Annotated in this window: 24 protein-coding genes, 1 tRNA gene and 1 pseudogene; 14 read left to right on the forward strand and 12 right to left on the reverse strand. The window is 71.3% G+C overall.

Annotation, left to right across the window (positions count from 1 at the left end):
* Positions 1 to 20: 20 nt before the first annotated feature.
* The 4 genes from ACZ4M8_RS18295 (at position 21) to ACZ4M8_RS18310 (ending at position 2,515) form a co-directional block, all read left to right on the forward strand.
* The gene (locus ACZ4M8_RS18295; RefSeq protein WP_467608469.1) at positions 21 to 698 is read left to right on the forward strand and encodes an RNA polymerase sigma factor; all 678 of its coding nucleotides are present in this window, start codon (positions 21 to 23) and stop codon (positions 696 to 698) included.
* Positions 695 to 1,240: a hypothetical protein gene (locus tag ACZ4M8_RS18300; protein ID WP_467608470.1), complete on the forward strand. Its 546-nt coding sequence runs from the start codon at positions 695 to 697 to the stop codon at positions 1,238 to 1,240. The genes ACZ4M8_RS18295 and ACZ4M8_RS18300 overlap by 4 nt, the downstream gene beginning before the upstream one ends.
* 236 nt (positions 1,241 to 1,476) lie before the next feature.
* Positions 1,477 to 1,773, forward strand: coding sequence for a type II toxin-antitoxin system VapB family antitoxin (locus ACZ4M8_RS18305; protein ID WP_003986294.1), 297 nt, complete (start codon positions 1,477 to 1,479; stop codon positions 1,771 to 1,773).
* A 115-nt stretch (positions 1,774 to 1,888) separates the two neighbouring features.
* A complete protein-coding gene (locus ACZ4M8_RS18310; protein WP_467608472.1) occupies positions 1,889 to 2,515 on the forward strand; it encodes a LytR C-terminal domain-containing protein in 627 nt (208 codons plus the stop codon).
* A gap of 78 nt (positions 2,516 to 2,593) precedes the next feature.
* Here ACZ4M8_RS18310 and upp read toward each other — a convergent pair whose 3' ends face one another.
* On the reverse strand, positions 2,594 to 3,229 hold the full coding sequence (upp, locus tag ACZ4M8_RS18315) for a uracil phosphoribosyltransferase (protein WP_467608474.1): 636 nt from the start codon (positions 3,227 to 3,229) through the stop codon (positions 2,594 to 2,596).
* A gap of 290 nt (positions 3,230 to 3,519) precedes the next feature.
* Here upp and ACZ4M8_RS18320 point away from each other — a divergent pair, with 290 nt between their 5' ends.
* The 6 genes from ACZ4M8_RS18320 (at position 3,520) to ACZ4M8_RS18345 (ending at position 6,253) form a co-directional block, all read left to right on the forward strand.
* A complete protein-coding gene (locus ACZ4M8_RS18320; protein WP_467608477.1) occupies positions 3,520 to 3,717 on the forward strand; it encodes a hypothetical protein in 198 nt (65 codons plus the stop codon).
* 258 nt (positions 3,718 to 3,975) lie between these two features.
* On the forward strand, positions 3,976 to 4,503 hold the full coding sequence (locus ACZ4M8_RS18325) for a tRNA adenosine deaminase-associated protein (RefSeq protein ID WP_467608478.1): 528 nt from the start codon (positions 3,976 to 3,978) through the stop codon (positions 4,501 to 4,503).
* A gap of 319 nt (positions 4,504 to 4,822) precedes the next feature.
* Positions 4,823 to 5,356: a nucleoside deaminase gene (locus ACZ4M8_RS18330; protein ID WP_467608480.1), complete on the forward strand. Its 534-nt coding sequence runs from the start codon at positions 4,823 to 4,825 to the stop codon at positions 5,354 to 5,356.
* A gap of 55 nt (positions 5,357 to 5,411) precedes the next feature.
* A tRNA-Ser gene (locus tag ACZ4M8_RS18335) sits at positions 5,412 to 5,498 on the forward strand.
* A 399-nt stretch (positions 5,499 to 5,897) separates the two neighbouring features.
* On the forward strand, positions 5,898 to 6,101 hold the full coding sequence (locus ACZ4M8_RS18340; RefSeq protein WP_467608482.1) for a hypothetical protein: 204 nt from the start codon (positions 5,898 to 5,900) through the stop codon (positions 6,099 to 6,101).
* Between the two features lie 5 nt (positions 6,102 to 6,106).
* On the forward strand, positions 6,107 to 6,253 hold the full coding sequence (locus ACZ4M8_RS18345; protein ID WP_467608483.1) for a hypothetical protein: 147 nt from the start codon (positions 6,107 to 6,109) through the stop codon (positions 6,251 to 6,253).
* A 467-nt stretch (positions 6,254 to 6,720) separates the two neighbouring features.
* Here ACZ4M8_RS18345 and ACZ4M8_RS18350 read toward each other — a convergent pair whose 3' ends face one another.
* The 3 genes from ACZ4M8_RS18350 to ACZ4M8_RS18360 form a co-directional block, all read right to left on the reverse strand.
* Positions 6,721 to 8,034 (reverse strand): HTTM domain-containing protein, encoded by a 1,314-nt coding sequence (locus ACZ4M8_RS18350; RefSeq protein WP_467609146.1) that lies wholly within the window; start codon positions 8,032 to 8,034, stop codon positions 6,721 to 6,723.
* Between the two features lie 52 nt (positions 8,035 to 8,086).
* On the reverse strand, positions 8,087 to 8,797 hold the full coding sequence (locus ACZ4M8_RS18355) for a DUF5819 family protein (RefSeq protein WP_467608485.1): 711 nt from the start codon (positions 8,795 to 8,797) through the stop codon (positions 8,087 to 8,089).
* A gap of 260 nt (positions 8,798 to 9,057) precedes the next feature.
* Complete coding sequence (locus ACZ4M8_RS18360; protein ID WP_467608487.1) at positions 9,058 to 10,386, reverse strand: ice-binding family protein; 1,329 nt, start codon at positions 10,384 to 10,386, stop codon at positions 9,058 to 9,060.
* Positions 10,387 to 12,560: 2,174 nt separating this feature from the next.
* On the opposite strand from ACZ4M8_RS18360, the pseudogene ACZ4M8_RS18365 reads away from it, so the two are divergent.
* Positions 12,561 to 12,725: pseudogene (locus tag ACZ4M8_RS18365) on the forward strand (transposase); the annotation flags it as partial.
* A gap of 78 nt (positions 12,726 to 12,803) precedes the next feature.
* Here ACZ4M8_RS18365 and ACZ4M8_RS18370 read toward each other — a convergent pair.
* From ACZ4M8_RS18370 to ACZ4M8_RS18385, 4 genes are all read right to left on the reverse strand, one after another.
* The gene (locus ACZ4M8_RS18370; protein ID WP_467608489.1) at positions 12,804 to 13,142 is read right to left on the reverse strand and encodes a hypothetical protein; all 339 of its coding nucleotides are present in this window, start codon (positions 13,140 to 13,142) and stop codon (positions 12,804 to 12,806) included.
* 98 nt (positions 13,143 to 13,240) lie between these two features.
* Complete coding sequence (locus ACZ4M8_RS18375; protein WP_467608490.1) at positions 13,241 to 13,465, reverse strand: hypothetical protein; 225 nt, start codon at positions 13,463 to 13,465, stop codon at positions 13,241 to 13,243.
* A 478-nt stretch (positions 13,466 to 13,943) separates the two neighbouring features.
* A complete protein-coding gene (locus ACZ4M8_RS18380; RefSeq protein ID WP_467608493.1) occupies positions 13,944 to 14,621 on the reverse strand; it encodes a response regulator in 678 nt (225 codons plus the stop codon).
* Positions 14,618 to 15,862, reverse strand: coding sequence for a sensor histidine kinase (locus ACZ4M8_RS18385; RefSeq protein ID WP_467608495.1), 1,245 nt, complete (start codon positions 15,860 to 15,862; stop codon positions 14,618 to 14,620). The genes ACZ4M8_RS18380 and ACZ4M8_RS18385 overlap by 4 nt, the downstream gene beginning before the upstream one ends.
* 191 nt (positions 15,863 to 16,053) lie before the next feature.
* Between ACZ4M8_RS18385 and ACZ4M8_RS18390 the strand changes: the two genes are divergently transcribed.
* A complete protein-coding gene (locus ACZ4M8_RS18390) occupies positions 16,054 to 16,575 on the forward strand; it encodes a hypothetical protein (protein WP_467608496.1) in 522 nt (173 codons plus the stop codon).
* 403 nt (positions 16,576 to 16,978) lie between these two features.
* Here the strand turns inward: ACZ4M8_RS18390 and ACZ4M8_RS18395 are convergent, their stop codons facing one another.
* A complete protein-coding gene (locus tag ACZ4M8_RS18395; RefSeq protein WP_467608499.1) occupies positions 16,979 to 18,946 on the reverse strand; it encodes a heavy metal translocating P-type ATPase in 1,968 nt (655 codons plus the stop codon).
* A gap of 95 nt (positions 18,947 to 19,041) precedes the next feature.
* Here ACZ4M8_RS18395 and ACZ4M8_RS18400 point away from each other — a divergent pair, with 95 nt between their 5' ends.
* On the forward strand, positions 19,042 to 19,428 hold the full coding sequence (locus tag ACZ4M8_RS18400) for an ArsR/SmtB family transcription factor (protein WP_467608500.1): 387 nt from the start codon (positions 19,042 to 19,044) through the stop codon (positions 19,426 to 19,428).
* A 217-nt stretch (positions 19,429 to 19,645) separates the two neighbouring features.
* Here ACZ4M8_RS18400 and ACZ4M8_RS18405 read toward each other — a convergent pair whose 3' ends face one another.
* The 3 genes from ACZ4M8_RS18405 to ACZ4M8_RS18415 form a co-directional block, all read right to left on the reverse strand.
* Positions 19,646 to 20,344, reverse strand: coding sequence for a scabin-related ADP-ribosyltransferase (locus tag ACZ4M8_RS18405; RefSeq protein ID WP_467608503.1), 699 nt, complete (start codon positions 20,342 to 20,344; stop codon positions 19,646 to 19,648).
* 206 nt (positions 20,345 to 20,550) lie between these two features.
* Positions 20,551 to 20,850 (reverse strand): hypothetical protein, encoded by a 300-nt coding sequence (locus ACZ4M8_RS18410; protein ID WP_467608505.1) that lies wholly within the window; start codon positions 20,848 to 20,850, stop codon positions 20,551 to 20,553.
* A 689-nt stretch (positions 20,851 to 21,539) separates the two neighbouring features.
* Positions 21,540 to 22,208 (reverse strand): hypothetical protein, encoded by a 669-nt coding sequence (locus ACZ4M8_RS18415; RefSeq protein ID WP_467608508.1) that lies wholly within the window; start codon positions 22,206 to 22,208, stop codon positions 21,540 to 21,542.
* Positions 22,209 to 22,382: 174 nt separating this feature from the next.
* Here ACZ4M8_RS18415 and ACZ4M8_RS18420 point away from each other — a divergent pair, with 174 nt between their 5' ends.
* Positions 22,383 to 23,027: a hypothetical protein gene (locus ACZ4M8_RS18420; RefSeq protein ID WP_467608509.1), complete on the forward strand. Its 645-nt coding sequence runs from the start codon at positions 22,383 to 22,385 to the stop codon at positions 23,025 to 23,027.
* Positions 23,028 to 23,057: the final 30 nt, after the last annotated feature.

Consider the following 23,057-nt stretch of genomic DNA (forward strand, 5'->3'; position numbering starts at 1 on the left):
CTCCCCGGCACCAGGAACCGATGGAAACCCTCCTCCTCCCGCTCGCCCCGGCCGGGTTCGCCCGGCCGGGGCCGCGGCGTCCCCGGTGGCAGTGGCTGCGCCGCGTCGCCGGCACGGCGACCCGCACCGCCCGGACCGCCCGCACCGCCGCGCCCGCCCCGGCCGCCACCCCGGCGCCGGCCCTGTCCGCGTACGGCACGCCGATGCCCGAGCGGCCCTCGATCGGCGAGCTGTACCACGCGCACCGGCTCGCGATGGTCCGTCTCGCGGTGCTGCTCGTCGACGACCGGGCCACCGCCGAGGACGTCGTCCAGGACGCGTTCACCGCGCTCTGCCGCCGCCACGGCGAACGCCTCGACGAGGTCGACAACGCCCTCGCCTACCTGCGCACCGCCGTCGTCAACGCCGCCCGCTCGGTCCTGCGCCGCCGCCGCACCGCCCGCGGCTACACCCCGCCGTACGAGGCCGACGCCCCGTCCGCCGAGGAACGCATCGTCCTCGACGAGGAACACCGCGAGGTCCTGGCGGCGCTCGGCAAGCTCACCGCCCGCCGCCGCGAGGTCCTCGTCCTGCGGTACTGGGGCGAGTTGTCCGAGGCCGAGATCGCCCGCACCCTCGGCATCAGCCGGGGCGCGGTGAAGTCCCTCGCCAGCCGCGCCCTGGACGCGCTGGAGAAAATCCTGAAGGAGCGGTCATGAGCACCGGCGACCACCACCGGACCGCCCCCTCCCCCGGCGGCCCCGAGCGCCCCGTCGAGGCCCGGCTGCGCGCCGCCCTCGCCGCCCGCGCCGCCACCGTCGAACCCCGCGACCTGCGCCCCGCCGACCCGCCCCGGGCCGCCCGCCGCACCTCCTGGCTGCGCGGCGCCCCCTGGAGACGCTTCGCCCTCCCTCTCGCCGCCGCCGCGGCCGTCGCCCTCGGCTACGCGGCCCTCTCCCCCGGGACCACCCCGCCCCGCCCGACACCCGCCACCACTCCCGACCCGCTCCCCCGCCCCACCCAGGACGGACGGCCGTCCCCGCACCCGTCCCCCACCGTCCCCGACCGCCACGGCACCCCCGACCCGAGCCGCACCCGGACCCCGGACGGCCGCCGCGTCACCCCCAGCGACCTCACCCCCGACGTCACGGCGAGCCGGACCCCGAGCACCGAAGGCCGCGCCCCGCACTCCCGAGGCACCACCCCCACCGCCCCGGCGGCCCCGCCCTCCCAGTCACCTCCCGGCCCGCAGCACCCGTAGCGCGCCCTCCGGGGCGGATTCCCCGTACGGAACGGACGGCGCACCGGGCCGTACGGAACGGGCCCGGCACCCCCGCGCCGCACCCGGCAGCGCCCCGGAACGCCCCCCGGCGCCGCCCCCGCGCACCGGCTCCCGCCCCCGCGCGCCGGGGCCACACCGGCCTCGTCCGGGGCCCGGAGTGGCCGATACCCGTGGCACGGGTGGGCCCGCGGCCGCTCGCCCGGTAGGCTTTCCGTGTGATCTTCAAGCGCATCGGAAATGGGCGTCCGTACCCCGACCACGGCCGGGAGAGCACCCGCCAGTGGGCGGATGTCGCCCCGCGCCCGGTACGCCTCGACCAGTTGGTGACGACCAAACAGCAGCTGGACCTGGAAACCCTCCTCGCCGAGGACTCCACGTTCTACGGCGACCTCTTCGCCCACGTCGTGAAGTGGCAGGGCGACCTCTACCTGGAGGACGGCCTGCACCGCGCCGTCCGCGCCGCGCTCCAGCAGCGCCAGGTGCTCCACGCCCGCGTCCTCGAACTCGGCTGACGCCAGGCGCCCGTTCCGCCGTCCGTACGGCGCGATTGCCCCTTTCGGGTCGGCTCTGCCACCGAGGGCCGATCATTTAGTAGGCATGCGTCCGGAGCGGCACTACGCTCGGCTCATGAGCATGCTGACGCCCCCAGGCATGGGCGGTAAGAAGTACCGCATCACGGGCGACAGGTATCCCCGGATGCGCCGCCCCCGCCACCGCCGCCGGATCGCCCTCGCCACCGCCGCGGGGGCCTGCGCCCTCGGCCTGGTCGGCTGGGGCACCCTCCAGCTCATCGACGTCTTCGGCGGCACCTCCGGCAAGGCCCAGGCGGCCGAGAAGGACACCGACGCCAAGCGGAAGTGCAAGCCCGCCCCCGCCGCCGTGGCGAAGCCGCCCTCGCCGTCCGCCATCACCGTCAACGTCCTCAACGCCACCCCGCGCGGCGGACTCGCCAAGCAGACCGCGGACGAGCTGAAGAAGCGCGGCTTCGACATCGGCAAGGTCGGCAACGCCCCCGCCGCCTACGACAAGAAGGTCAAGAACAACGGCGTCCTGCTCGGCCCGGCCGGCGCCGCCGGTCCGCTGAAGGTCCTCGCCACCCAGATTCCCGGCACCCGCCAGGAGACCGACGGCCGCAAGGACCACTCCGTCGACCTGATCATCGGCGATACGTTCCAGGAGCTGACGAAGGCGAAGGACGCCGAGAAGGCGCTGACCGCCCTCGCCCGTCCGCGCCCGGCGGCCCCCGCCTGCTGACCGCCCGGCCGCGGACACACCACGGGCCCCCGCCGGAGAAACCGGCGGGGGCCCGGAACGTTCCGTACGGGCCGGGGCTCAGCCGGCCGTCCCGTACATCCGGTCGCCCGCGTCGCCCAGCCCCGGCACGATGTACCGGTCCTCGTTGAGCCGCTCGTCGACGGCGGCGGTGACCACCGTCACCGGCGCGCCGGCCAGCTCCCGCTCCATCACCGCGACGCCCTCCGGCGCCGCCAGCAGGCAGATCGCCGTGACGTCGTCCGCACCCCGGCCGATCAGCTCACGGATGGCCGCGACCAGCGTGCCGCCGGTGGCCAGCATCGGGTCGACGACGTAGATCTGCCGCCCGGAGAGGTCGTCCGGCATCCGCGTGGCGTAGGTGTGCGCCTCGTACGTCTCCTCGTTGCGCACCATGCCCATGAAGCCGACCTCGGCGGTCGGCAGCAGCCGCACCATGCCGTCGAGCATGCCGAGCCCGGCCCGCAGGATCGGGACGACCATCGGCCGCGGGTGCGACAGCCGGACACCGGTGGTCGTCGTCACCGGCGTCTCGATCTCGACCTGCTCGGTCCGCACATCGCGGGTCGCCTCGTACGCGAGCAGGGTCACCAGCTCGTCGGCGAGCCGCCGGAAGGTGGGGGAATCGGTGCGCTTGTCGCGCAGGGTGGTGAGCTTGTGCGCCACCAGCGGGTGGTCGACGACGTGGATACGCATCCCTCGACAGTAACCGAGAGTGCGGAACGGGGCGCCCGGCCGGTCCCCGGACAGGCCCCGGTCGGCCGGGGGGCCTGCCGCCCGACCCGACCGGCGGCCCGCCCCCTCGCACGCACGGGCGCGGCCGTTTCCGGCACGCGCCCGACGCCCGGCCGCGCACCGGCGGCCCGGCGGCGCCGCCGTCCGGCCCCGCTGGCGCGGGCTCCCCGGCGCGCGGAGAGTGGGCTTCGGGCGCCCTGTCCGTCCGGCCGGCCCGTCCGGGCCGGTCCCCGCCCGAGGTGGTGTGCCGCGTGGCCGATCCGCAACGTCCCGACGATGCGCCCGGCGCCGCGCCCGGCGCGGAGAGCACCGCGGCGCGTCGCCGGCGCCGCGCACAGTTCCTGCGCGAACTGCACGAGGCCAAGGAGTTGCGCGAGCGCGTACAGCCGCGCCGCGCCCGCGCGGCCCGCAGACGCCAAGCGCTACGGATGCGCACATTCCGCTGGTAGACGCCGCGTACGGCCCCGGCGCCCGGCGGTCCCGGCGGTGCCTCCGGCGGCCCCGTCCCCCGCGCCCGGAACGTCCCGTTTCCGGCGCCGCCGCTCCGGCACGCGAGCGACTTCTCCGGCAACCTCCCCACGACGCAGCCCCGAAGACCCCCCGCGGACGCGTTGTTTCTGCCACGATTCCGCTCGGGGGCGGGACCAGTGGCGCACCCGCGTCGCCCCGCCCGACCCGGCAGCCCAATACCAAGTGGGAGAGTCACGGTGTACTTCGCCGCACTGCTCGCGCGCACCGAAGACGGGTGGGAAGCGAGCGATACGGAGCTCGACAATGTGGAGACCCTGACCGATCTGGCCGATCTGGCCCGAGAGGCGGCGGTGGACGACGACACGGTGGTCGCGTACATCGAGCAGGAGGACGCCTGGTTCGGCGTCGTCCGCGTCGACGGCGAGGACGACCCGCGTGTCTTCGTCTCACACGCCGCCGCCGCCGCGCGAAGTTCGTACGGCGCCATGCTCACCGATGAACTGCTCGGCTCCGACGACGACGCCGACGACCTCGACAGCCTCGACCTCGACGGCACCGAGGACGGCGAACCCGACCCGGACGCCGACGAACCCGACGACACGGCCACCGCCGGCCCCGTCCCGCCCCCCGGCCCCCTGGGCGACGTGGAACTCCTCACCGACCTGGGCGTCTCCCCCGAAGACCTCCTGGTCCTCGACACCGACGCCCTCGCCCAGCTCGCCGACGCCCTGGGCTGCACAGAAGTCCTGGAGGCGGTGCGCTGAGGCCCACCCCCTGACGGCCGCGCGCACCTCGGGCCACCCCGGTACGCCCTCGCGCGCCCCGCCCCCGCGCCCCGGTACGCCTCGCGCGCCCCGGCCCCGGTACGTCTTCGCGGGTGCGGGCCCCGGTGCGCCTTCGCGGGCTCCGGTCCCCGACTCCTCCGGACCCTGGTACGCAGTCGCGGGCTCCGGCCCCGCCCCCGGTACGCCTTCGCGGGTGCTCCGGGGGCGCGGTCCGGCTGCCGCTCCGGAGAGGGCGGGGCGTCGGGCGGCCCTCCCCCCGCCGGGCCGCCCGGCGCCCCGCGTCCCCGACACTGGGGGCATGACCGCGTCACCTCCGCAGCCTCCGCCCGCCGCCGTACCCGATCCGCTGCGGGACCCCTGGACCGGCCCGATGCGGCGGGCGCTGGCGGAAGCCGCGCTCGCCCCGGCGACCGGTGACGTCCCCGTCGGCGCCGTCGTCCTCGCCGCCGACGGCACGGTCCTGGGCACCGGCCACAACGCGCGCGAGGCCACCGGCGACCCCACCGCACACGCCGAGGTCCTCGCCCTCCGCGCCGCCGCCGAGGCCCTGGCCACGGGCGCCGGCCCCGCCGACCGGCGCCCCGGCGACTGGCGGCTGACCGGCTGCACCCTCGTCGTCACCCTCGAACCCTGCACGATGTGCGCCGGCGCGATCGTCCTCTCCCGCGTCGACCGCCTCGTCTACGGCGCCTACGACGCGAAGGCCGGCGCCGTCGGCTCCCTCTGGGACGTGGTCCGCGACCGCCGCCTCAACCACCGCCCCGAGGTCATCACCGGAGTCCTGGAAACCGACTGCGCCGCCGCCCTCACCACCTTCTTCCGCGCCCCCTGACCCCTTCCGGCATCCGATTTCGGATCCCGGCCCCCCTTGGGCTAAGCTCTCTCTCGGTAGCGTGTCCGAGCGGCCGAAGGAGCGCGCCTCGAAAGCGCGTGAGGGGGCAACTCCTCCGTGGGTTCAAATCCCACCGCTACCGCCTGTAACACCCCTCTGACCTGCGGAAACGTGGTCAGGGGGGTGTTTTGCTCGCTGCATGTGCAGCGAGATTCGCTGCACAGAACTCCCCGCAAGGCCACGGCAGTCGCCAACTCCCCTGCGAACAAGGGACGCTGAAATACCCCTCCGTGGGACCGCGACCCACGGATCCCCGGGTAAGGCATTTGCGAGCGTCACGGGCACCGGGCATACGAGCTTCGGGGAGCCATCCCTGCCTCGGCCGAACTCGTCGGAGAACGGTGCCGAGGGCATCTGTACGGCTATCAGCTGGCGCGCGGAGTCCCCCACGGCTGGGCTGGGACAACGGCAACCCGACCATGTGCCACACCTACGACAACCGCTGTTCTCGCTCCCGACCTACGATCTGGAAGGCAGTCACATGTCCAAGAGCACCGGTCGACTCGCGGCGGACGCCGCCGCGGGGATACGGGAGATCAGCTACTCCACCGGCGCACCGGACGCTCTGCGGTACCCGCCGCAGGTCAGCGACATCGCGCAGCCCCTCGCAGCGTTGGCCGATCGGCTCCCCGTGTCCTCGACCAGCCGCGGGCTGCGGTCCGGAGGCACGGTGCAACCCGCCTGATCAGGATGAACGACGACACCGACCCCGGCCACGCCACCGAAGCCCTCCTCACCTATCTCGGCGACGCGTCCGACAGCACACGGGAACTTTCGGACAGCCTCGTCAAGGCAGCCGCGGTGGCCTTCTCCATGGGCACGGAGACCCGCGGTTGAGCGGACGTCCATCCGAAATCCGTCGGACAAGAACCAAGTGGAGGATGATCCGCATGAGCACCGGCCTCGGACAGTGGCTCGACGCCCAGCTAGATGAAGGCGACCAGATCGCGCGTGCGGCAAGCAGCGGGCCGTGGAGCGCGTACGCCGGACCGGAAAAGCAGTGGCAGAGCCAGGGAGCCTTGATGCACTCAGTGCAGACGGTCGAGGCACCGGTGGGGAATCCCACGCTCATGACCGCCGCGTGGCTCGACTCGCGGAGATCGGTCCCGCCACCTCCAGGTGACGGCAGCCGCAGCTCCTGCCCGTCCGGCAGTGTCACGGCGGCCAGCGGTGCGCTGCCGCCTCGTCACCGGTGACGAGGCGGCAGCGTCGGCGGCGGGGGCTGACAGTAGGGGCTCTGCCCCCTCTCCAAACAGGCACCGATCGCGGGGCCGAATAGGAAGCGGATAGCCCACGCGAGTGGATCAACTGGTTCGCGGCTTTGAAGAAGACGCTCCACAAGCATCACTTCGCCTACCGGCGAAACGGCGGCGGGGGCGAACAGACCAATCTTCCTCTCGTGCGCTCTGAATGTCGTCGCCGGCACCACGCGGGCGACGGCGAACGGACCATACAACCCTGCTGACCTGCGATGTGAGTAGCCCAGAGATGCTACGGGGGGCCTGCGGCCCGATCCCTGAGGGACGGACGGCCCCGGTGCCGGTCGCCGGTCGGGGTTGAGCCTGGGCCGGCACATGCGAGGTCCCCGCACGGTCCGGGTCGCCCGGTTTCCGGCTGGCTTTCCGGTGGCGCAGGCGGCGCAGGCGGCGTGCCAGGTACAGGTAGAAGCGATCGGGGAGAAAAACTGCGTCGGCGATGATCATTGCCGCGGAGAAAAGCGGGAGCCCCATGAGCACCGCGATCCCCGCGTGCATGCCGAGCAGCAGGGGCAGGACGACGTATTTGACCTTGCTGAACAGCACACATGGCAGGGCCACTTGGAGCAGCACGGTCAGGTAGCCGGCGACCGCGATGAACATCGTCTGGTGATCGACCAGGATCGACAACGCGGGCCAGGGCCGGAACAGATCGAGATTGAGTACGTAGTGCAGAGCCGTTCCGTTGCCCCAGAAGTTGCCCTGCACCTTGTAGAGCCCCGCGGACCCGTAGAGAAGGCATACCTGGGCCGCGATGATCAGCATGCCGCAGTTGTGCAGCAGGGTGACCAACTGGACTCGTGTGAACTGGAGCTGGCGCATCAGGGTCGGCTCGGCACCGGTCTTCGCGGCTGCCGCACCGTCCGCTTCCGCACGGAGCCGGAGTCTGCGCGCGTCGAGAGACCACCGTCGGCCGCAAGCCGTGAGGCAGAGGTACATGGACATCAGAAGGATGAGGTTGTCTCCTCCGTCCGTCATGAAGATGGTCCGCGCGTGAAAGGAGGCGACGACGACCGCGAAAGCGAGAGAGATGGCTCTGGTCCGCCAGCCGAGCAAGAGGAGCAGACATGTGACGAGCGCCAAGACGTAGCAGGCTTCGAAGTACAGCGGGGCCAGGGACAGTGTGAGGATGCTGGACCAGCCGGTCTGAACGAACAGTTCGTTCGCGAGGACGGGTGTCCACGGGGAGTCCGGGCCCCAGATCTCCTGCCGGTGTGGGAACTCCCGCAGCAGGAAGACGAGGTAGGCCAGCCCGTACCCGATCCGCAGCACCGACGCCGCGTACAGGGACACCGGCCTGTCGGTGAGGGCGGTGCGCCACGCGCTCAGAGCGCCGAGGATCCGTTGCTGGCCGGCCGCGATGCCCCCGGGAGCGGTATCCGGACCGGGCGAGTGCGTCTCATGGGCGCGCGGCTCAGTGGGCACGATGGGTCACCTTCCACCACGGCAGATATCGGGTCTCGCCACGCCCGGGCGTGGCGGGCCTTGGGGTGTCCGCTGTTGAGGGTGCGGAGATCTGATGGGTGATCACGCGCAACTGGACGTTCTCGAATGTGCTGTGCCGATGCGCGGCGATGCGGTCAGTTGCGATATTTGCCAGATACTCCTGCATCATCCGGGCCCGCTCCGAGCGCGGATTATCGTCGCCACCGTGGGTTTCCAGATAGGAAGTCCAGGCCCGGCGCAGCATGTTCTGCGCAGTATGACTGGGGAAGATGCTGTGCCGGACGGCCGCATTATCGAGTGCCGTCAGATCGAACCAGTCACTGATCTGCGGGGTGCCGCCCGCCGAGGTGGTCATCGTCCTCGCGGAGATCTGCTGGTTGACCGAATCCGGGTTCGGCGCGAAGAGTCGCCAATTCTGCTCGAAGAGCGGGTACACCCAGGCATTGATCTGATTTCCGTAGCGCTGTGAAATGCTGTTGCTGGGTGCCACGTGCAGAAACAAGAAGAGTACGTGCACGAAGGATACTGACAGGCCCAGGGATACTGCGCAGCCGATCAACGCTCGCAGCGGCCAGCAAAGTTCCATAGATTTCGAGGTGCCGTCAGTTTCCCTGTCTGGAATCTGCGCGGTTGATCTTGCGTCCTTGGAGGTCGCTTCGTCAACCAGTCCGCTGTTCAATTCCCTCACATCCCATTGCTTTCTTCCCTGCACCGCCGCACAGGGAGTTCTCTCCTGCTGTACGGGCTGTCGGCGCGCGGCGAGCCCCGTCGATACTCGCCGCGCGCCGCCCGTTCCTCCCAGGTGCGGTCCGTCAGCTCCGGCAATCACCTCTTGGGTGTGCCTTCGCGGGGACGGTGCCGGTTCGCGGGATGGTTTGCCCCCGGCTTTCCTCCCACACGCTGATGCCTTGGGCGAGCGCCGGTTGGCGTGCGCATCAGCTAGACATCGGCCTCTTCGCACTCTTTGCCTGCTCCACGTACCTGGCTGTGGTGCTTGTCGTCGCACACCTTGCCGTCGTGGTCAGGCTTCTCCCCGCTGCACTTGTCATCGCACGGGCTCTTGTCGCCGCACTTGTCATCGCACGGGCTCTTGTCGCCACACCTGCCATCGCAGGGTTTGCCGGGGTAATGACCGCCGTTTCCGCCGCTTGTGGTGTTCCCGGCGGTATTCCCGCCGCCTGTGGTGTTCCCAGCGGTGTTGCCGTTGTTCCCAGCAGTGTTACCGGCAGTGTTACCCCGCGTGTTTCCTGCGGTGTTCCCCTGAATGTTGCCCGAGGTGCTGCCGGCGCTGTTGCCCGCGATCGCGCCGCCGCTGCCGCTGTTGCCCGCGACCAGCCCGCCAGAAGTGCCACCGGAGAGAACGCCGCCCAGGACGCCGCCCAGGGCTCCCGTGGTGGTGCCCGTCGTGGTGCCTGTGGTGGAACCACCGACGACCCCGCCGAGGACCCCGCCGAGGGTGCCGGTAGTGGTCCCGGAGGTCGTTCCGGTAGTGGTCCCGGTGGTCGTTCCAGTCGTGGTCCCGGTGGTCGTTCCGGTGCCGCAGTTGGGCCGGGTGATCACGTTGTCGTCCAGCGTCACGGAGCCGTTACGTGCCAGCGCTCGACCATCGATGGTCGAGCCCGTGGTCACGCTGATCGAGGTCAGGGCCAGGATGCTGCCCACGAAGGTGGAGTTGGTGCCGATCGTGGCGGAGCTTCCGATCTGCCAGAAGACGTTGCACGGAGAAGCACCGTTGATCAGCAGCACGCGGCTGGCGGAGGCTGTCGTCAGAGTCGATCCGACTTGGAAAACCCACACGGCGTTGGGGTCGCCATGCGCGTCCAGGGTGAGCGTGCCCGTGAGTCCGGCGGAGCTGGAGGCGGTGTAGACGCCCGGATTCAGCGTCTGACCACCGAGGTCGGTGGTGATGGTGGCGTCCGTGGCCTGGCTCGCGGCGTTGTTGTACGCCGTGGTCAGGTCGGCCTTAGCCTGGAGGGCGGGGGCGTCAGCCTGGTGGATGGTGCCGTTTACCAGGCCGGGCGGGAAGCCACTGACCGCTGTCCCCGGGCTCACCCCGAGGTCACCGTTGATCGTGGACGGGCCGGTGTTGGTGACCGACTGGCCTGCCAGAACCGCGTAGCTGTCTGCCGTACCAAGGGGGACAGCTGTCGCGATGGCCCGCGCTTGCGTCGGGTTGAGTGCCACCGCGGTGACGGCGATCACGGCGACCGCGGCGAGCCAGGTGGAGATGGCACGCCAATTAAGCACGCCACTGAGTCTTGGTTTCATTGAGGCTGCCTACTCTTGTGCGGAAAACTGCGGACACCTTGCGAACCTCGCTCCCTTCCAGCGAATCACTCGCCAAGTGACGGCGACACATTGCCTGCTCAACAAATGCCATCTGTGCGATTTCTTGACCGCTGGTCACTGTCGGGCGCAACCCTGGATGTCACATAAGCGGATGTTCCTGCTTGCGAGCCAGCTGCTGCGAGAGGTCATGCAAAAAAGCACCATACGCACTTGGTTAGGGGTATATGCCGCTACAGGGTCCAGTCGGAGTGTCTGCAGCGCAAGGTCGAGGGAAGCGGAAATCGGCAGGCCAGGAGGAGAAGAAGCCTTTCTTCGGGCTGCCGAAATCCGTATGAGGAGCAACCCCAAACGCCACCAAAAGAATGAAAGCTGGGCGTAGCTCACCGATGGAGGGGTGACTCGATGGAATGTGGGCCTGTCGCCCGCGCGGCAATTTCCACATGAGAGTGGTCAGAGATTCACTGAAATTGGTTAGCGTTATACCACCATCCGCGTTTGTCCGCACGGAGCAGCGAAGGCCAAGCAGGATGAGTTCCCCGGACCCTCTATTTATCTGGTGAGTTCGTCAGCCCTGGCCTCTTTCATCAGTCGGCACAGTTCGGCCCCACCGCGCACGCGTCACCGACCAGGACGGACGTCCCCGAAGGGCGTGTGGATGCTGCTGAACAAGGCCACCGCCTGGCCCTCCGACAGCAGCGCGTCCGGCTGGACCCAGGCGATCGCGGGCCGGACCGCCTCCTGGGAAGCCGGCGCGGCGGAGGGTTCCGCTCCGTGCCGGTGGCGATCACGGCGACGGCGATCAGGGGACGAGGAGCGCTCAGCCCATCGACGGAACGAGTCGCGGTTCACGTGACGGCGGATTTCAGCGCTCACTCACACCCCTTCCGTCACAATCCGTAACCAGATCGACGGAGGTGGAAAGCGCGTCTCACCCCTCACGCAATCGCTAGCTTCTGCAAAACTCCGCGGCCGCGCGGAGGCTCCTCATACCGCGACACACGGGCGGGTGTCTGTGTTGCATATGCAGCACGAACCGCCGTTGAGCGGCATCGAGTGCCCCCCCAACAGCATCGAAACACCCCCTCCCACCTGGCCTTTCAGAAAAACCGCAGGTGAGAAGCGTCATCTTGACGGGTTCAAATCCCACCGCTACCGCTTGTAACACCCCTCTGACCTGCGGAAACGCGGTCAGGGGGGTGTTTTGCTCGCTGCACGTGCAGCGAGATTCGCTGCACAGAACTCCCGACGAGGCGGAAATCTCCGTCAACTCGCCTGCGCGCACGGGAGGATGGAGCACCCCTCCGTGGGACCGTCGCCCACGGAACCCGGTAAGGGAATTTGCGAGCGTCACGGGCACCGGGCACGCGAGCTTCCGGAGGTCGTCGTCGCCCGACCGCACTCGTCGGGGGACTGTGCCGGGGCACCTGTTCGGCCACCAGCTGGCGCACGGCGTCATCCCGCGCCTGGGCTGGACAACGGCAACCCGACCATGTGCCACACCTACGACAACCATTCCTGTCAGCAACCCGCCCACCCTCCGGCTCGGCACGCCGGCGGAGAACCGGGCGGAGTGGCCGGCCCGGCACCATGATCCCCACGGTCCACTCGCGGATCTCCGTGGCCCGGCCGGTCGCGCGCGGGCCATCGGCGCGGCCATCCGGGCCGGCCAGGCGAACGGCGAGCCCGAGACCGAGATCGCGCACCGCATCGCGACCGCGGCAGCACCTGGGCGTCCGCTGAGCCTCTGGTGAGCAGGCGACGGCGGACGCCGTCGAGTGGAGATCTGCCTGTCCGTCGTCCGGCGCTAGGTCGTGTTACGCGAGGACTTCACCGACCTTTTCCCGGTCGGGAACCGGTTTCCCCCTCGGCGTCCGTTACGACATCGCAGCACAGCCGTTCCGGTGGAAGTCTGTCACCTCCGTCCCGGACGTCAGTCGGACGCAACCGGCACACCACCGGTCACCAGGAGGAGTCCCCCGCCGAGCTGGGCGCGGGGGACCCCTCGACGGATGTCCGGAGCCGACCGCCAACTGACACGCTGGTGCTGGATGACGTGATGAAGAAAGGATGATGAGGCGCCATGGCTGAGAAGCACATACGGAGTGCGGGTACCGGGCTCGACGGCCACGAGCGGTTCAGCGGGTAGACGATGCGCCGGCCTGGGCGCCAGACGCTGGGTCGTGGAGCGCGCGTTCGCCCATCTGCACTGGTTCCGTCGCCTGCGGATCCGCTGGGAGATCCGCGACGACATCCATGAAGCCTTCCTCACCCTCGGATGCGCACTCATCTGCTGGCGGCGCCTGAAACCATTCCGATAGGAGTTCTAAGACCGTGTCCTACACGGTCTTAGAAAGGGTCGCGGGGAGAGGCACACCCGCCCCCGTCTGCCCCCTCAGCTACTCGCCGAAGCCCACCTCCCGGCACTTCGGTGAGAAGCACGTTCCAGGCCCTGAAAGGCCCCGCCGCAGCTCGCTGCACATGTAACCCGCATCGGTTCCGAAGGCGACGAGCGCCTTGCTGGCGGCGACCGTGCGGGCGGATGCGCGCAGTTGATCGTGGTAGTGGCGGAACTTGCGACGTTCGGCGGGGGATTTGCCCACCCAGTAGTCCTCGTTGTCCAGGTTGTCGAGCACGTCGTTGACCACGAACTGGGTGGACACCAGGTAGATGCCCTTCTTCTCCATCAGGTCCAGCGTCTTCCCGGTGGCGAGGTTGCCGTGCTCGATGGAGCGCACGCCGGCTTCGACCGCACGGCGTACGCCCTCGTCGCCGTAGGCGTGGGGGGGTACAGGGCAGGCCCAGGTCGGTGGCCGTGGCCACGAGGGCGTTCATCTCATCCTGGCTGAACGTGACCTGGCAGGGGTCGTCGGACGGGGGCGAAGCCGCCAGTGGCGCCGAACTTGATCCAGTTGGCTCCGGCACGCACGTCCTTCCTGACGATCTTCATCACCTCGGCGGGGCCGTCGCAGACGGCACCGATCTCCAGGCCGTAGTTCGGAGCGACGAGGGTGGACAGATCGCCGTGGTCGAGGGAGAACATGCCGGTCACGTCGGTCATGCCGTGCAGCACCTTGCTGCTACAAGGGCGCGCCTGCGCCGACGCGGACGCCGCCGTACTCCTCTGAGCCTCGATCCACCGCGTGTCGGCGTACACCTGCCCCGACTTGCGAGAACGGTTCCTGTGCACCAGGTGTGGCTTTGTCCGAGCAGCCCACGGCACGCAGGACGGCGCCGGCTCGCTGAAGGCCGGCACCACAGCCTCCGACGGCAGCCTCACCGTCACCGCACTCGTGGTCGAAGCCGGTGTCCCCCGCACGGCCCTGATGGAACGGCACGCCGACCAGAACGCCGAGCTCCGCGAACTCCGTCAGCAGATCACCCGGCTCGCCCTCGCCACCGCCGTCCTCACCCACGATCACAGCCATCCGGGCCGCGTCGCACGACCCCGAGCGGGTCGCCGGGCGGAACCGGTGATGAGCCACGGGCGAGACCACCGGGGTGCTGCGTCCTTCAGGTGCTCAGTACGGGCTCGGCGGTCAGGGCGGCGGCTCACCGTAGCCGTTCCGGTGGGCCCAGGCGACGGCTTCGGCACGGGTACGGGTGCCGATCTTCGCGAACAGGTGGTTCACATGGGTCTTGACCGTCGACTCGCCGATCAGCAGACGGCGGCCGATCGCGCCGTTCGGCAGTCCTTGCGCCATCAGCCGCAGGACGTCCGCCTCCCTCCTGGTCAAGGCGGCCGTCGCCGCCGGGGCGGGGGCGTCGGCCAGGGGCGGCGGGGCGGCTTCCGGTGCACGGGCTGCCGCCGCCAGGAGTCGCCGGTGCACCTCGGGTGCCAGGGTGGTGTTCCCGGTGACGGCCGCCTCGATCGCGCGGACGATCTCGGCCTTCCCGACGTCCTTGGTCAGGTAGCTGCGGGCCCCGGCGCGCAGGGCGTCGAGGATGAGGGGTTCCTCGGCGTAGGTGGTGAGGACGACGACGGCGGTGTCCGGGTGCTCGGCGGTGATGCGCGCGGTGGCGGCGATCCCGTCGGTGCCGGGCATGCTGAGGTCCATCAAGATCGCGTCCGGCCGCAGGGCGGCGACCCGTTCCAGCGCCTGCTGCCCGTCGGCGGCGCCGCCGACGACCTCGATGCCCGGCATCAGGCCCAGCAGCGTCATCAGTCCCTCCCGGACGACCTCCTGATCGTCCGCGACCACGATCCGCAGGCTCACGCGTCCACCTCCGCCCGGACGGTCCAGCCATCGGGTCCGGGGCCGGCGGAAAGAGTGCCCCCGACCAGGCGCAGCCGCTCGCGCATGCCGGCCAGCCCGTAGCCGCCGGACCCCTGCGGACCGGCTGCCGGCCGGGCATCGGCGGGCAGGCCGGAGCGCACGGTCAGCCGCACCCTGGCGTCGTTGTAGGCGAGGGTGAGGCCGACCGCTCCGCCGGGGGCGTGCTTCGCGGCGTTTCCCAGGGCCTCCTGGGCGACGCGCAACAGGCACAGCGACACGTCCTGGGGCAGCGGGCGCACCGTGCCGGTGACGTCGGCGTGCGCGGTGCCCGCGCCGGGGTGACGGTCCTGGAAACCGTCGGCGAGGGCGTGTACGGCTTCCGGCAGCGGAGGGGTGTCCGCGCGCAGCGCGGTGATCGCGCGGCGCGTCTCGGTGAGCCCCTCCACGGCGATCCGGCGAGCCCCGCGCACCATCTCGGCGGCCCGCCGGGTCCTCGGCGGATCGGCTTCCAGCAGCGCGTCCACCGTCTCCAACTGCACGGCGAGCGCGCCGAGGGAGTGCGCGAGGACATCGTGGATCTCCCGGGCGATGCGGGCGCGTTCGTCGAGGGCGGCGGCCTTCTGCCGTTCCGCCTGCATCTGCCGGTCCTGATCCAGCAGCAGCTGCGCCTGGCGTTGCTGGATGCGGGCGCTGCGGAAGGTCAGGCCGATCAGGTGGATGGCGATCAGTACCACCGTCCAGATGGCCACTCCCCACCAGTCGGCCTCTGCCGTCGCGGCGAGCAGTTTCCCGGACGTCACCGCCAGGATCCCGGTGGTGAGCAGGCCGACTCCGGCGAGGACGGACGCATCGGCGGCCGTGGCCACGATCGCTGCGACCAACAGCGGTGCGGCCGCTGCCGCGAGCGGCGGGGTCCAGGTCACCACGAGGCCCTCCGCCATCACGGTCACCCCGAGCAGCAGGTGCCACCACGCCGACCGGGACGTGGCCGGGCGCAGGGCTGCATGGCCGGCCGCCAGGCACCAGAGCGCGTACGCGGCCCACCCCGTGAGTGCCACCGCGCCGGCGGCGGGCGGCTCCACCGGGCCGGTCAGCCAGGCCCGCATGCCGGCCGCCGCCGATGCCAGCAGCACCAGGCCGAGCACCGCGGCCCTGGCCGTCGCCGAACGCCCGCCCGGCCCGGCCGCTCGCGGGGCGGGCCCGGGCGGCCGTCGGCCGGGAAAGTACGTGGTCAGACGCATAAGGCCACCATGCCACGACTCCGATTGCCACTCCGGCAGTCCGGGAGCCGTCGCCCGGCGAGGGGGTGGAGAGGGTGGAGAGGGGTGGAGGCGCCGCCCCTCCACCCCCCTCCGTCACCGAGCCGATGTGCGCGGACTCCGGATTCCGGAAGCTCGAAGAGTCACCTCGTTCACCACCGGAGGCACCTCCCATGAGTCTGTCCAGCGCCCTCATCGTCAACGCCGTTGTCCTGGCCGTCGTCCTCCTCTCGGACCTGGGCCGCCGGGCGTTCGACAGCAAGAGCCTCATGCGCTCGCTCATCGTCTGCGGCGTCGTCGTCGCGGTGTTCGTGAAGGACTTCTTCACCAGCGGCACCGGGCTGGTCATGCAGATCGCCGGCGCGGCCCTCGGCGTCCTGATCGGCCTGTTCGCGGTCCGTCTGATGAAGGTGACCAAGGACGCCGACAACACCGTCCACACCACCGCCGGAGCCGGCTACGCCTCGGTCTGGATCACCATGGCCGCCGTGCGCTCGCTGGCCTCCATCGGCCTCACCTACTGGTTCGGTACGAACGTGGGCACCTGGCTCGTCAAGCAGGGCGCGGCCCTCACCGACGTGCAGAGCATCATCACCAACTTCTTCGTCTTCATGGCCGCCGCCGCCGTGGTCACCCGCTCCCTCACCGTCCGGGCCCGCGCCGGAGCCCTCACCGCCACCGCGGCCCTCGGCTGACCGCGGAGACCTCCTGTGGGGCTTCCCGGCATACGGCACTCGGCGCCCCGCCGGCCCGACGGCGGGGCGTCATCGCTTCAACCGGGAACTGGCCTTCGCACGCAAGGCCATCGGCTGGTGGCAGCGCCGGGGCTGGATCACCGTCGATCCGGCGATCGGGGATCGAGCGGCGGCCGGCGCCTCCGAACTGTGCACGGCAACAAGAGCGCCCTCACCTCCACCGGCACCTATCGCAAGGGCCGCCCGCATCCTCGACCCCGTCCTCCTCGGCTTCGGCGTCCTCGCCCTCCGCAACCGCATCAAACGCTGGTCACCACCCTCGGGGTCGTGCCCCGCGCCCTTTCGCCCGCCGTCGCTGTCCGCGATCACCCGCAGCCCCGGAGAAGCCCCTCCCGCGGCCGGGCTACGCCCCGGCCCCCGGCCACGCCCTCTCCCGTAGCAGCCGGAGGCCGTTGAGGGCGACGAGGACGGTGGAGCCTTCGTGGCCGGCCACGCCCAGGGGGAGGGGGAGGGTGGCGAGGAGGTCCCAGGCGGTCAGGGCGGTGATGAAGACCGCGGCGATGAGAAGGTTCTGGAGTACCAGGCGGCGGGCGGTGCGGGAAAGTTGGACGGCCGCGGGGATGGTGGCGAGTTCGTCGCGTACGACCACGGCGTCGGCGGTTTCCAGGGTGAGGTCGGCGCCGGCTTCGCCCATCGCGATGCCGGTGTGGGCGGCGGCGAGGGCGGGGGCGTCGTTGACGCCGTCGCCGACGATCAGCACCCGCCGTCCCTGGGCCTGCCACTCCTCGACGGCGGCCACCTTGTCCTGGGGCAGCAGGCCGGCGCGGACGTCGGTGATGCCGACCTCGGCGGCCAGGCGCCGGGCGGCGCGTTCGTTGTCGCCGGTCAGGAGGGTGGGGGCGGTTCCGGTGAGCCGGGTGAGGGCGGCGACGGTGGCGGCGGCGTCGGGGCGCAGGCGGTCGGCGATTCCCAGGACGCCGACCGGGGTGCCGTCGCGCAGGACGACGACGGCGGTGTGGCCGGTGTCCTCCAGTCCGGCCACCACCGCGCGGTGCGGGGCGTGGGCGGGGCCGGCCGGGAGGTGGGCGGGCGAGCCGACGGTGACGGTGTGGCCGTCGACGGTGGCGGTGACGCCCTGGCCCGGGGCGGAGGTGAAGCCGGTGGCGTCGGCCAGGGGCAGGCCGCGTTCGCGGGCCGCGGTGACGAGGGCGCGGGCGAGGGGGTGCTCGCTGGGGTGCTCGGCGGAGGCGGCCAGCCTCAGGAGCGCGGTGCCGTCGAGACCGCTGCCGGGCAGAGGGCGCAGGTCGGTGAGGCGGGGGGTGCCCTCGGTGAGGGTGCCGGTCTTGTCGAGGGCGACGGTGTCGGTCTGCCCGAGGCGTTCCATGACGACGGCGGACCTGGCGAGCACGCCGCGGCGGCCGGCGTTGGCGAGGGCGGAGAGCAGCGGCGGCATGGTGGAGAGGACCACCGCGCACGGCGAGGCGACGATCATGAAGGTCATGGCCCGCAGCAGAGACGGGGCCAGGCTCGCGCCGAAGGCGAGCGGGACGGCGAAGACGGCGAGCGTCGCGAGGACCATGCCGATCGAGTAGCGCTGTTCGATCTTCTCGATGAAGAGCTGGGTGGGCGCCTTGGTCGAGGAGGCTTCCTCGACCATCCGGACGATGCGGGCGATGACCGAGTCGGACGGGTCCCGCTCGACGCGGACGCGCAGGGCGCCGGTGCCGTTGACGGTGCCCGCGAAGACCTCGTCGCCGGTCCGCTTGGTGACCGGCAGGGGCTCGCCGGTGATGGTGGCCTGGTCCACGTCGCTCGCGCCGTCGGTGACCCGGCCGTCGGCGCCGATCCGTTCGCCGGGCCGGACGAGGACGAGGTCCCCGGGCGTCAGCCGTGCGGCGTCGACGCGCTCCTCGGTGCCGTCCGGCAGGAGGCGGGTGGCGGTCGCGGGGGCGAGGTCGAGCAGACCGCGTACGGAGTCGGCGGTGCGGGCGGTGGCGACGGCCTCCAGGGCGCCGGAGGTGGCGAAGATGACGATGAGCAGGGCACCGTCGAGGGGCTGGCCGATCGCGGCGGCGCCGAGGGCGGCGACGACCATCAGCAGGTCCACGTCGAGCGTCCGGTCCTTCAGCGCCTTCAGGCCCTCCCAGCCCGGCTCCCAGCCGCCGGTGGCGTAGACCGCGGTGAACAGGGCCGTCCGCAGCCATGCCGGGCCATCCAGCAGGTGGACGGGGAGGGCGAGCAGGAACAGCACCAGGGCGGCGAGCGCCCAGCGGGATTCCGGCAGGGCCAGGACGCGGGTGCGGCGCCGTGGCGGGGCCGGGCGCGGGCTGCCGGTGGGTGGTGCGGACCGCTGGTCCAGGGCAGAGGGCATGGCGGAGGAACCCTTCTCGGGCAGGACAGGGCGACCCCTCCACCGTACAGGAATATATGAACAGGTCTTCAGGTGTCGTCGTTATGATGGACGCCATGGGCCACGGACGCACCGCCACCACCAGCGCCAGCACCCGCGAACGTCTCGACGCGGTCGGCACCGCCGATGTCGCCGCCACCCTCCAGGCCCTCGCCACGCCCTCGCGGCTGCGCATCCTGGCCCGGCTCCAGGAGGGCCCGTGCGCGGTCGGCGACCTCGCCGACGCCGTCGGCATGGAGCCCTCCGCCTGCTCCCACCAGCTCCGGCTGCTGCGCAACCTCGGCCTGGTCACCGGCGAACGCCACGGCCGCTCCATCGTCTACGCGCTCTACGACGACCACGTCGCCGAACTCCTCGACCAGGCCCTCCACCACGTCGAGCACCTGCGCCTGGGCATCCGCGACACCCCCGCCGACCGGCCCGCGACCGCCGCCGCGGACTGAGCCGGGCGGCTCCGGCCGGCTCACGGGGCCGCGGTCACCGGCGGGGGCGCGGGGCCCGGCCGCACCGGCGCCGGTTTCCGTCCGGATCCCTCGTCGGCCCCCGGTACGCCGCGGTACGCCGGGCCGGGCGGGCGCCTCCGCCCCGACCGGGCACAGAAGGCGGCCCGGGACCGCCGTGCGGACCCGGGCCGCTTCCGGAAGGCGTCCCCGGAAGGCGTCAGGCCGCCGGTGTCAGGGCCGGTACGAAGTGGTCGTTGGTGCGGCAGCCGAGGTTCTCGTAGGTGTTGACCTTGGTCTCGGGGTCGGTCCGCAGCAGGTGGTACTTGCAGGCGCGCTTGATGTACTCGCCGCGGATACCGCCGGGGAAGTCGATCTCCTTGTTCCAGAGGTACGGCGACTCGTAGCCGTTGAGGTGGGCGGTGGCGTTGACGTCGATGCCGCCGGGGGCCTCGATCTCGTAGACCCAGCCGGTGCGTCCGGCGCCGTAGGTGGCGAACTTCTCCGCGACCCACTTCTCGCAGCTGGTGCTGAGGTGGGCGGTGTTCTGGCCGCCGCCCTTGACGATGTACTCGGCGAGCGGGGTGAGGGCGTCGCCGCGCGGGGTGAAGCCCTCGTCGAAGATCTGCTGGGTGTTCTCGCGGGAGTCGCCGCGCCACAGCGTCTGACGGTCGTCGCGCCACTGCCAGCGTTCGTCGGCCTCGGCGTGCCGGACGGCCGGGAAGATGCCGGGCTCGGTGCTGGTGCGGGCCCAGTCGGAGGTGTTGAAGCCGTGGACCGGGCCGCACGGCCCGGTGTCGGGGGCCGGGGCCTTCACCGCCGCCGCGGGGGCGGTGGTCGCGTCGGCGGCGGCGGTGAAGGTGAGAGAGCCGGCGGCGAGCGCCGTGGCGGTCAGGACGCGCAGAGCGGCCTTCAACATGGTGAGAGCCCATCAGTCGAGCGACAGAACGGGCTCTTTATAGGGTCCGCCGCTCCCCCGGCGCGGGAGATGGGCTACCGCATCACCCACAAGGGCGAATGGCTGTACCCGCCCGCCACGGATGCGTGATAGCGGTCCGGCGGCGCGACGCGAGCGGCCCGTGCCGCGCCCGTACGGGACGGACGCGGCACGGGCCACCGGGTGGGTCAGGACGAGAACGACCCCGCGCCGCCCGGTACGTGGGTGCCGTGCCCGGCGGGGACCACCACCGACGGGCCCAGGCAGAACGGGTTGCCGTACACCTTCACGGGCCGGTCCGTCAGGTTCGCCAGGACATGGGCGGCGGCGGGGAGGGTGTGGCAGCCCTCCGGGTCGCGGTAGACGTCGAGGGGCTGCACCTCGGTGGAGAAGACCGCCACCTCCCCGCCCTCCGGACCGGCCGCGACCGCGGGGCCCGCCACCCCCAGCGCCGCTGCCGCCACCAGACACACCGTGATCGCTCGCATCTTCTTCCTCCGGACGCACACCCCGCTCCTGCGCGGGCTCCCGTCACGTCTATCGCGCCGGAATCATCAACCCGCAGGAAAATCAGATGAGTTCACTCGATCCGGGCATCTGGCGGTGCGCCTCGGGCGGGGCGGCGGCTCGGCTGGACGGAGCGGGACCTCGCGCGAGGCGGGCGGAGACGCGGCCGTCCCCGCCCGCACCCACGACCGTGTCATCCGGCTTCCTGGCCGACGGCGGCCCGGGGCCGGGCCGACCGGTCCCGCCACCAGCCCCAGATCGTGATCCTGTTCAGCCCCTTGCGCCGCCGGGCGCAACTTCCGCATTCCGGGATGCGCGCACGGCGGGTGAGGGCCGCGACGGCGTCTCCCAGGCCGACCGCGTGCCGGTGCGGCCGCGGTGCCCCCGAATACGGGATCTGACTTTCCAGGCTTTCCCATGTCAGGGGGAGTCCGGGGACGGGCTGAATGCGTTCCCTTTCGCTCGGGCTCAGTTCTCGTACATCAGGGTGGGCGAGGAGTTGCTCCCTCATGCGCTGATCCGCAATTCCTACATACGCGGTCTCTTCTCCGTGGACGAGAACGGCGTTTCCCACCGGGTATTTCGGCTCCCGCGAGGGGTTCTCCCCGAACTGCGGTTGAACCGGAACTTCCAGCCAGTGAATGGTACGCACGTGACTCTCTCCCCCGGTTCAGTTGTTGCAGCAGCCGGCAGCGATCCGGCACCACCAGGTGCAGTCGCACGTGGCGCAGGCGGCGCACTTCACGACGCACAGTCCGCACCGTCCCGCGAGGCAGGCGAGATAGACGGCCCAGGTGGCGGGCGGGCAGGTCAGAGCGGCGCTGACGCACTGGCCACCGCAGTCCGATGACGTCAGGCACGAGGTCAGCGCGTCCCACCAGCCGTCCACCGTCACCAGCCGCCCGCCGCTCGCGGTGGTGAGCTCCTTGACGCCGGTGAGGAAGTTGTCGGTCGTCGTGTCGAGGGTGAACACGTAGTCGTGGCTGAGGCCGGCGGGCAATCCCTGGGTGGTGGCCACGCATTCGGCCACCTGCCGGTCTCCGATGGCGCGGGATTGCACGATCAGGCCGGACTGGATGGTGTTCACTTCCTGGGTGGGCGGATTGTCAACTTCCTTGGGTACGGGAACGGGCCCGTCCAGGTGGAATGTTCCGCTGACGCCGAAGAACTGCGGTTCGGGCAGGTCGGCATCGGCGCTCACACCGAGCCGGCCAAGCAGCGCGTCGCGCATCTCGGACACCTGCGGGTTTCCGCCGGCCACCCGGTTCCACTCACGGCTCGCCTGATCGGTGGAGAGAATCGCCAGCTGATGCTCCCGCACCGTGGGGGTTTTCGTCATTGAATCCTCACCTCCATGCCCGGCTGGGCAATCGCAGGGGGCGGTCGATTCCGACCTCGCGTTCAGAATGCACCCACGCGGAATGTTCCGCATTTCCTACAACACCACTTCGCCACATGGTATTTGGCGGCCTTAATTTGCAAACCAGGTTTTCGGTGATCAGGTCATGAAGTCATGAACGGTGCGGGCAGCGTCCCCGTGACGGTGCGCCTGGCGCACGGCACACGGGCGGAGTTGTGCGAATTGTTGCGGCGTCAACGGGACAGACGGCGCGAACTGGCGGCCGACGAGAGGTGGAACACCGGCGGGCTCGGCCGGCGGGAGGCGGCCGCGGTACGCGCCGGATGGCGGCAGGAGCTGGCTGAATTGCGGGAGCGCGGCCGTCTTCTGGACTCGCTGGACGCCCTGGCCGCCCTGGGCGTACGCCGCGAGATGGCGGCGCGGGGCTGGGACCGCCCCTGGCCGGACTGTCCGCCGCAGGCGCGCGGCCTCGGGCGGTGGCCCGGGTCGGCGGACGGCGGCTTTCCCGAGCAGCTGCCGCTGCGGCTGCCGGTGGCCCTGGAGAACCAGGTGCGGGCGGCGTGCTGGTACACGTCGTCCGAGGCGATCGAGGAGCTGGCGGAGTGGCGGCGCCGCTATCCGCAGGTGATACCGCGCCGGAGGTGGGCGCCGCCGGGGCTGGAGGGCGCGCTCGACGCGTACGACCGGCTGGCCGCGCGGGTGACGACCACCGGCCAGATCTGGCGGGCGGGGATCGCACGCGGTATGCACGCCGCGGCCGGGAACGGGCCCGTGGGCGCCGGCGGGCTCCCGCGGTGAGCCGGCTCCCGGCGCCGGGGCGGGCCCGCC

It is taken from the genome of Streptomyces sp. NPDC027185 (assembly GCF_055567035.1).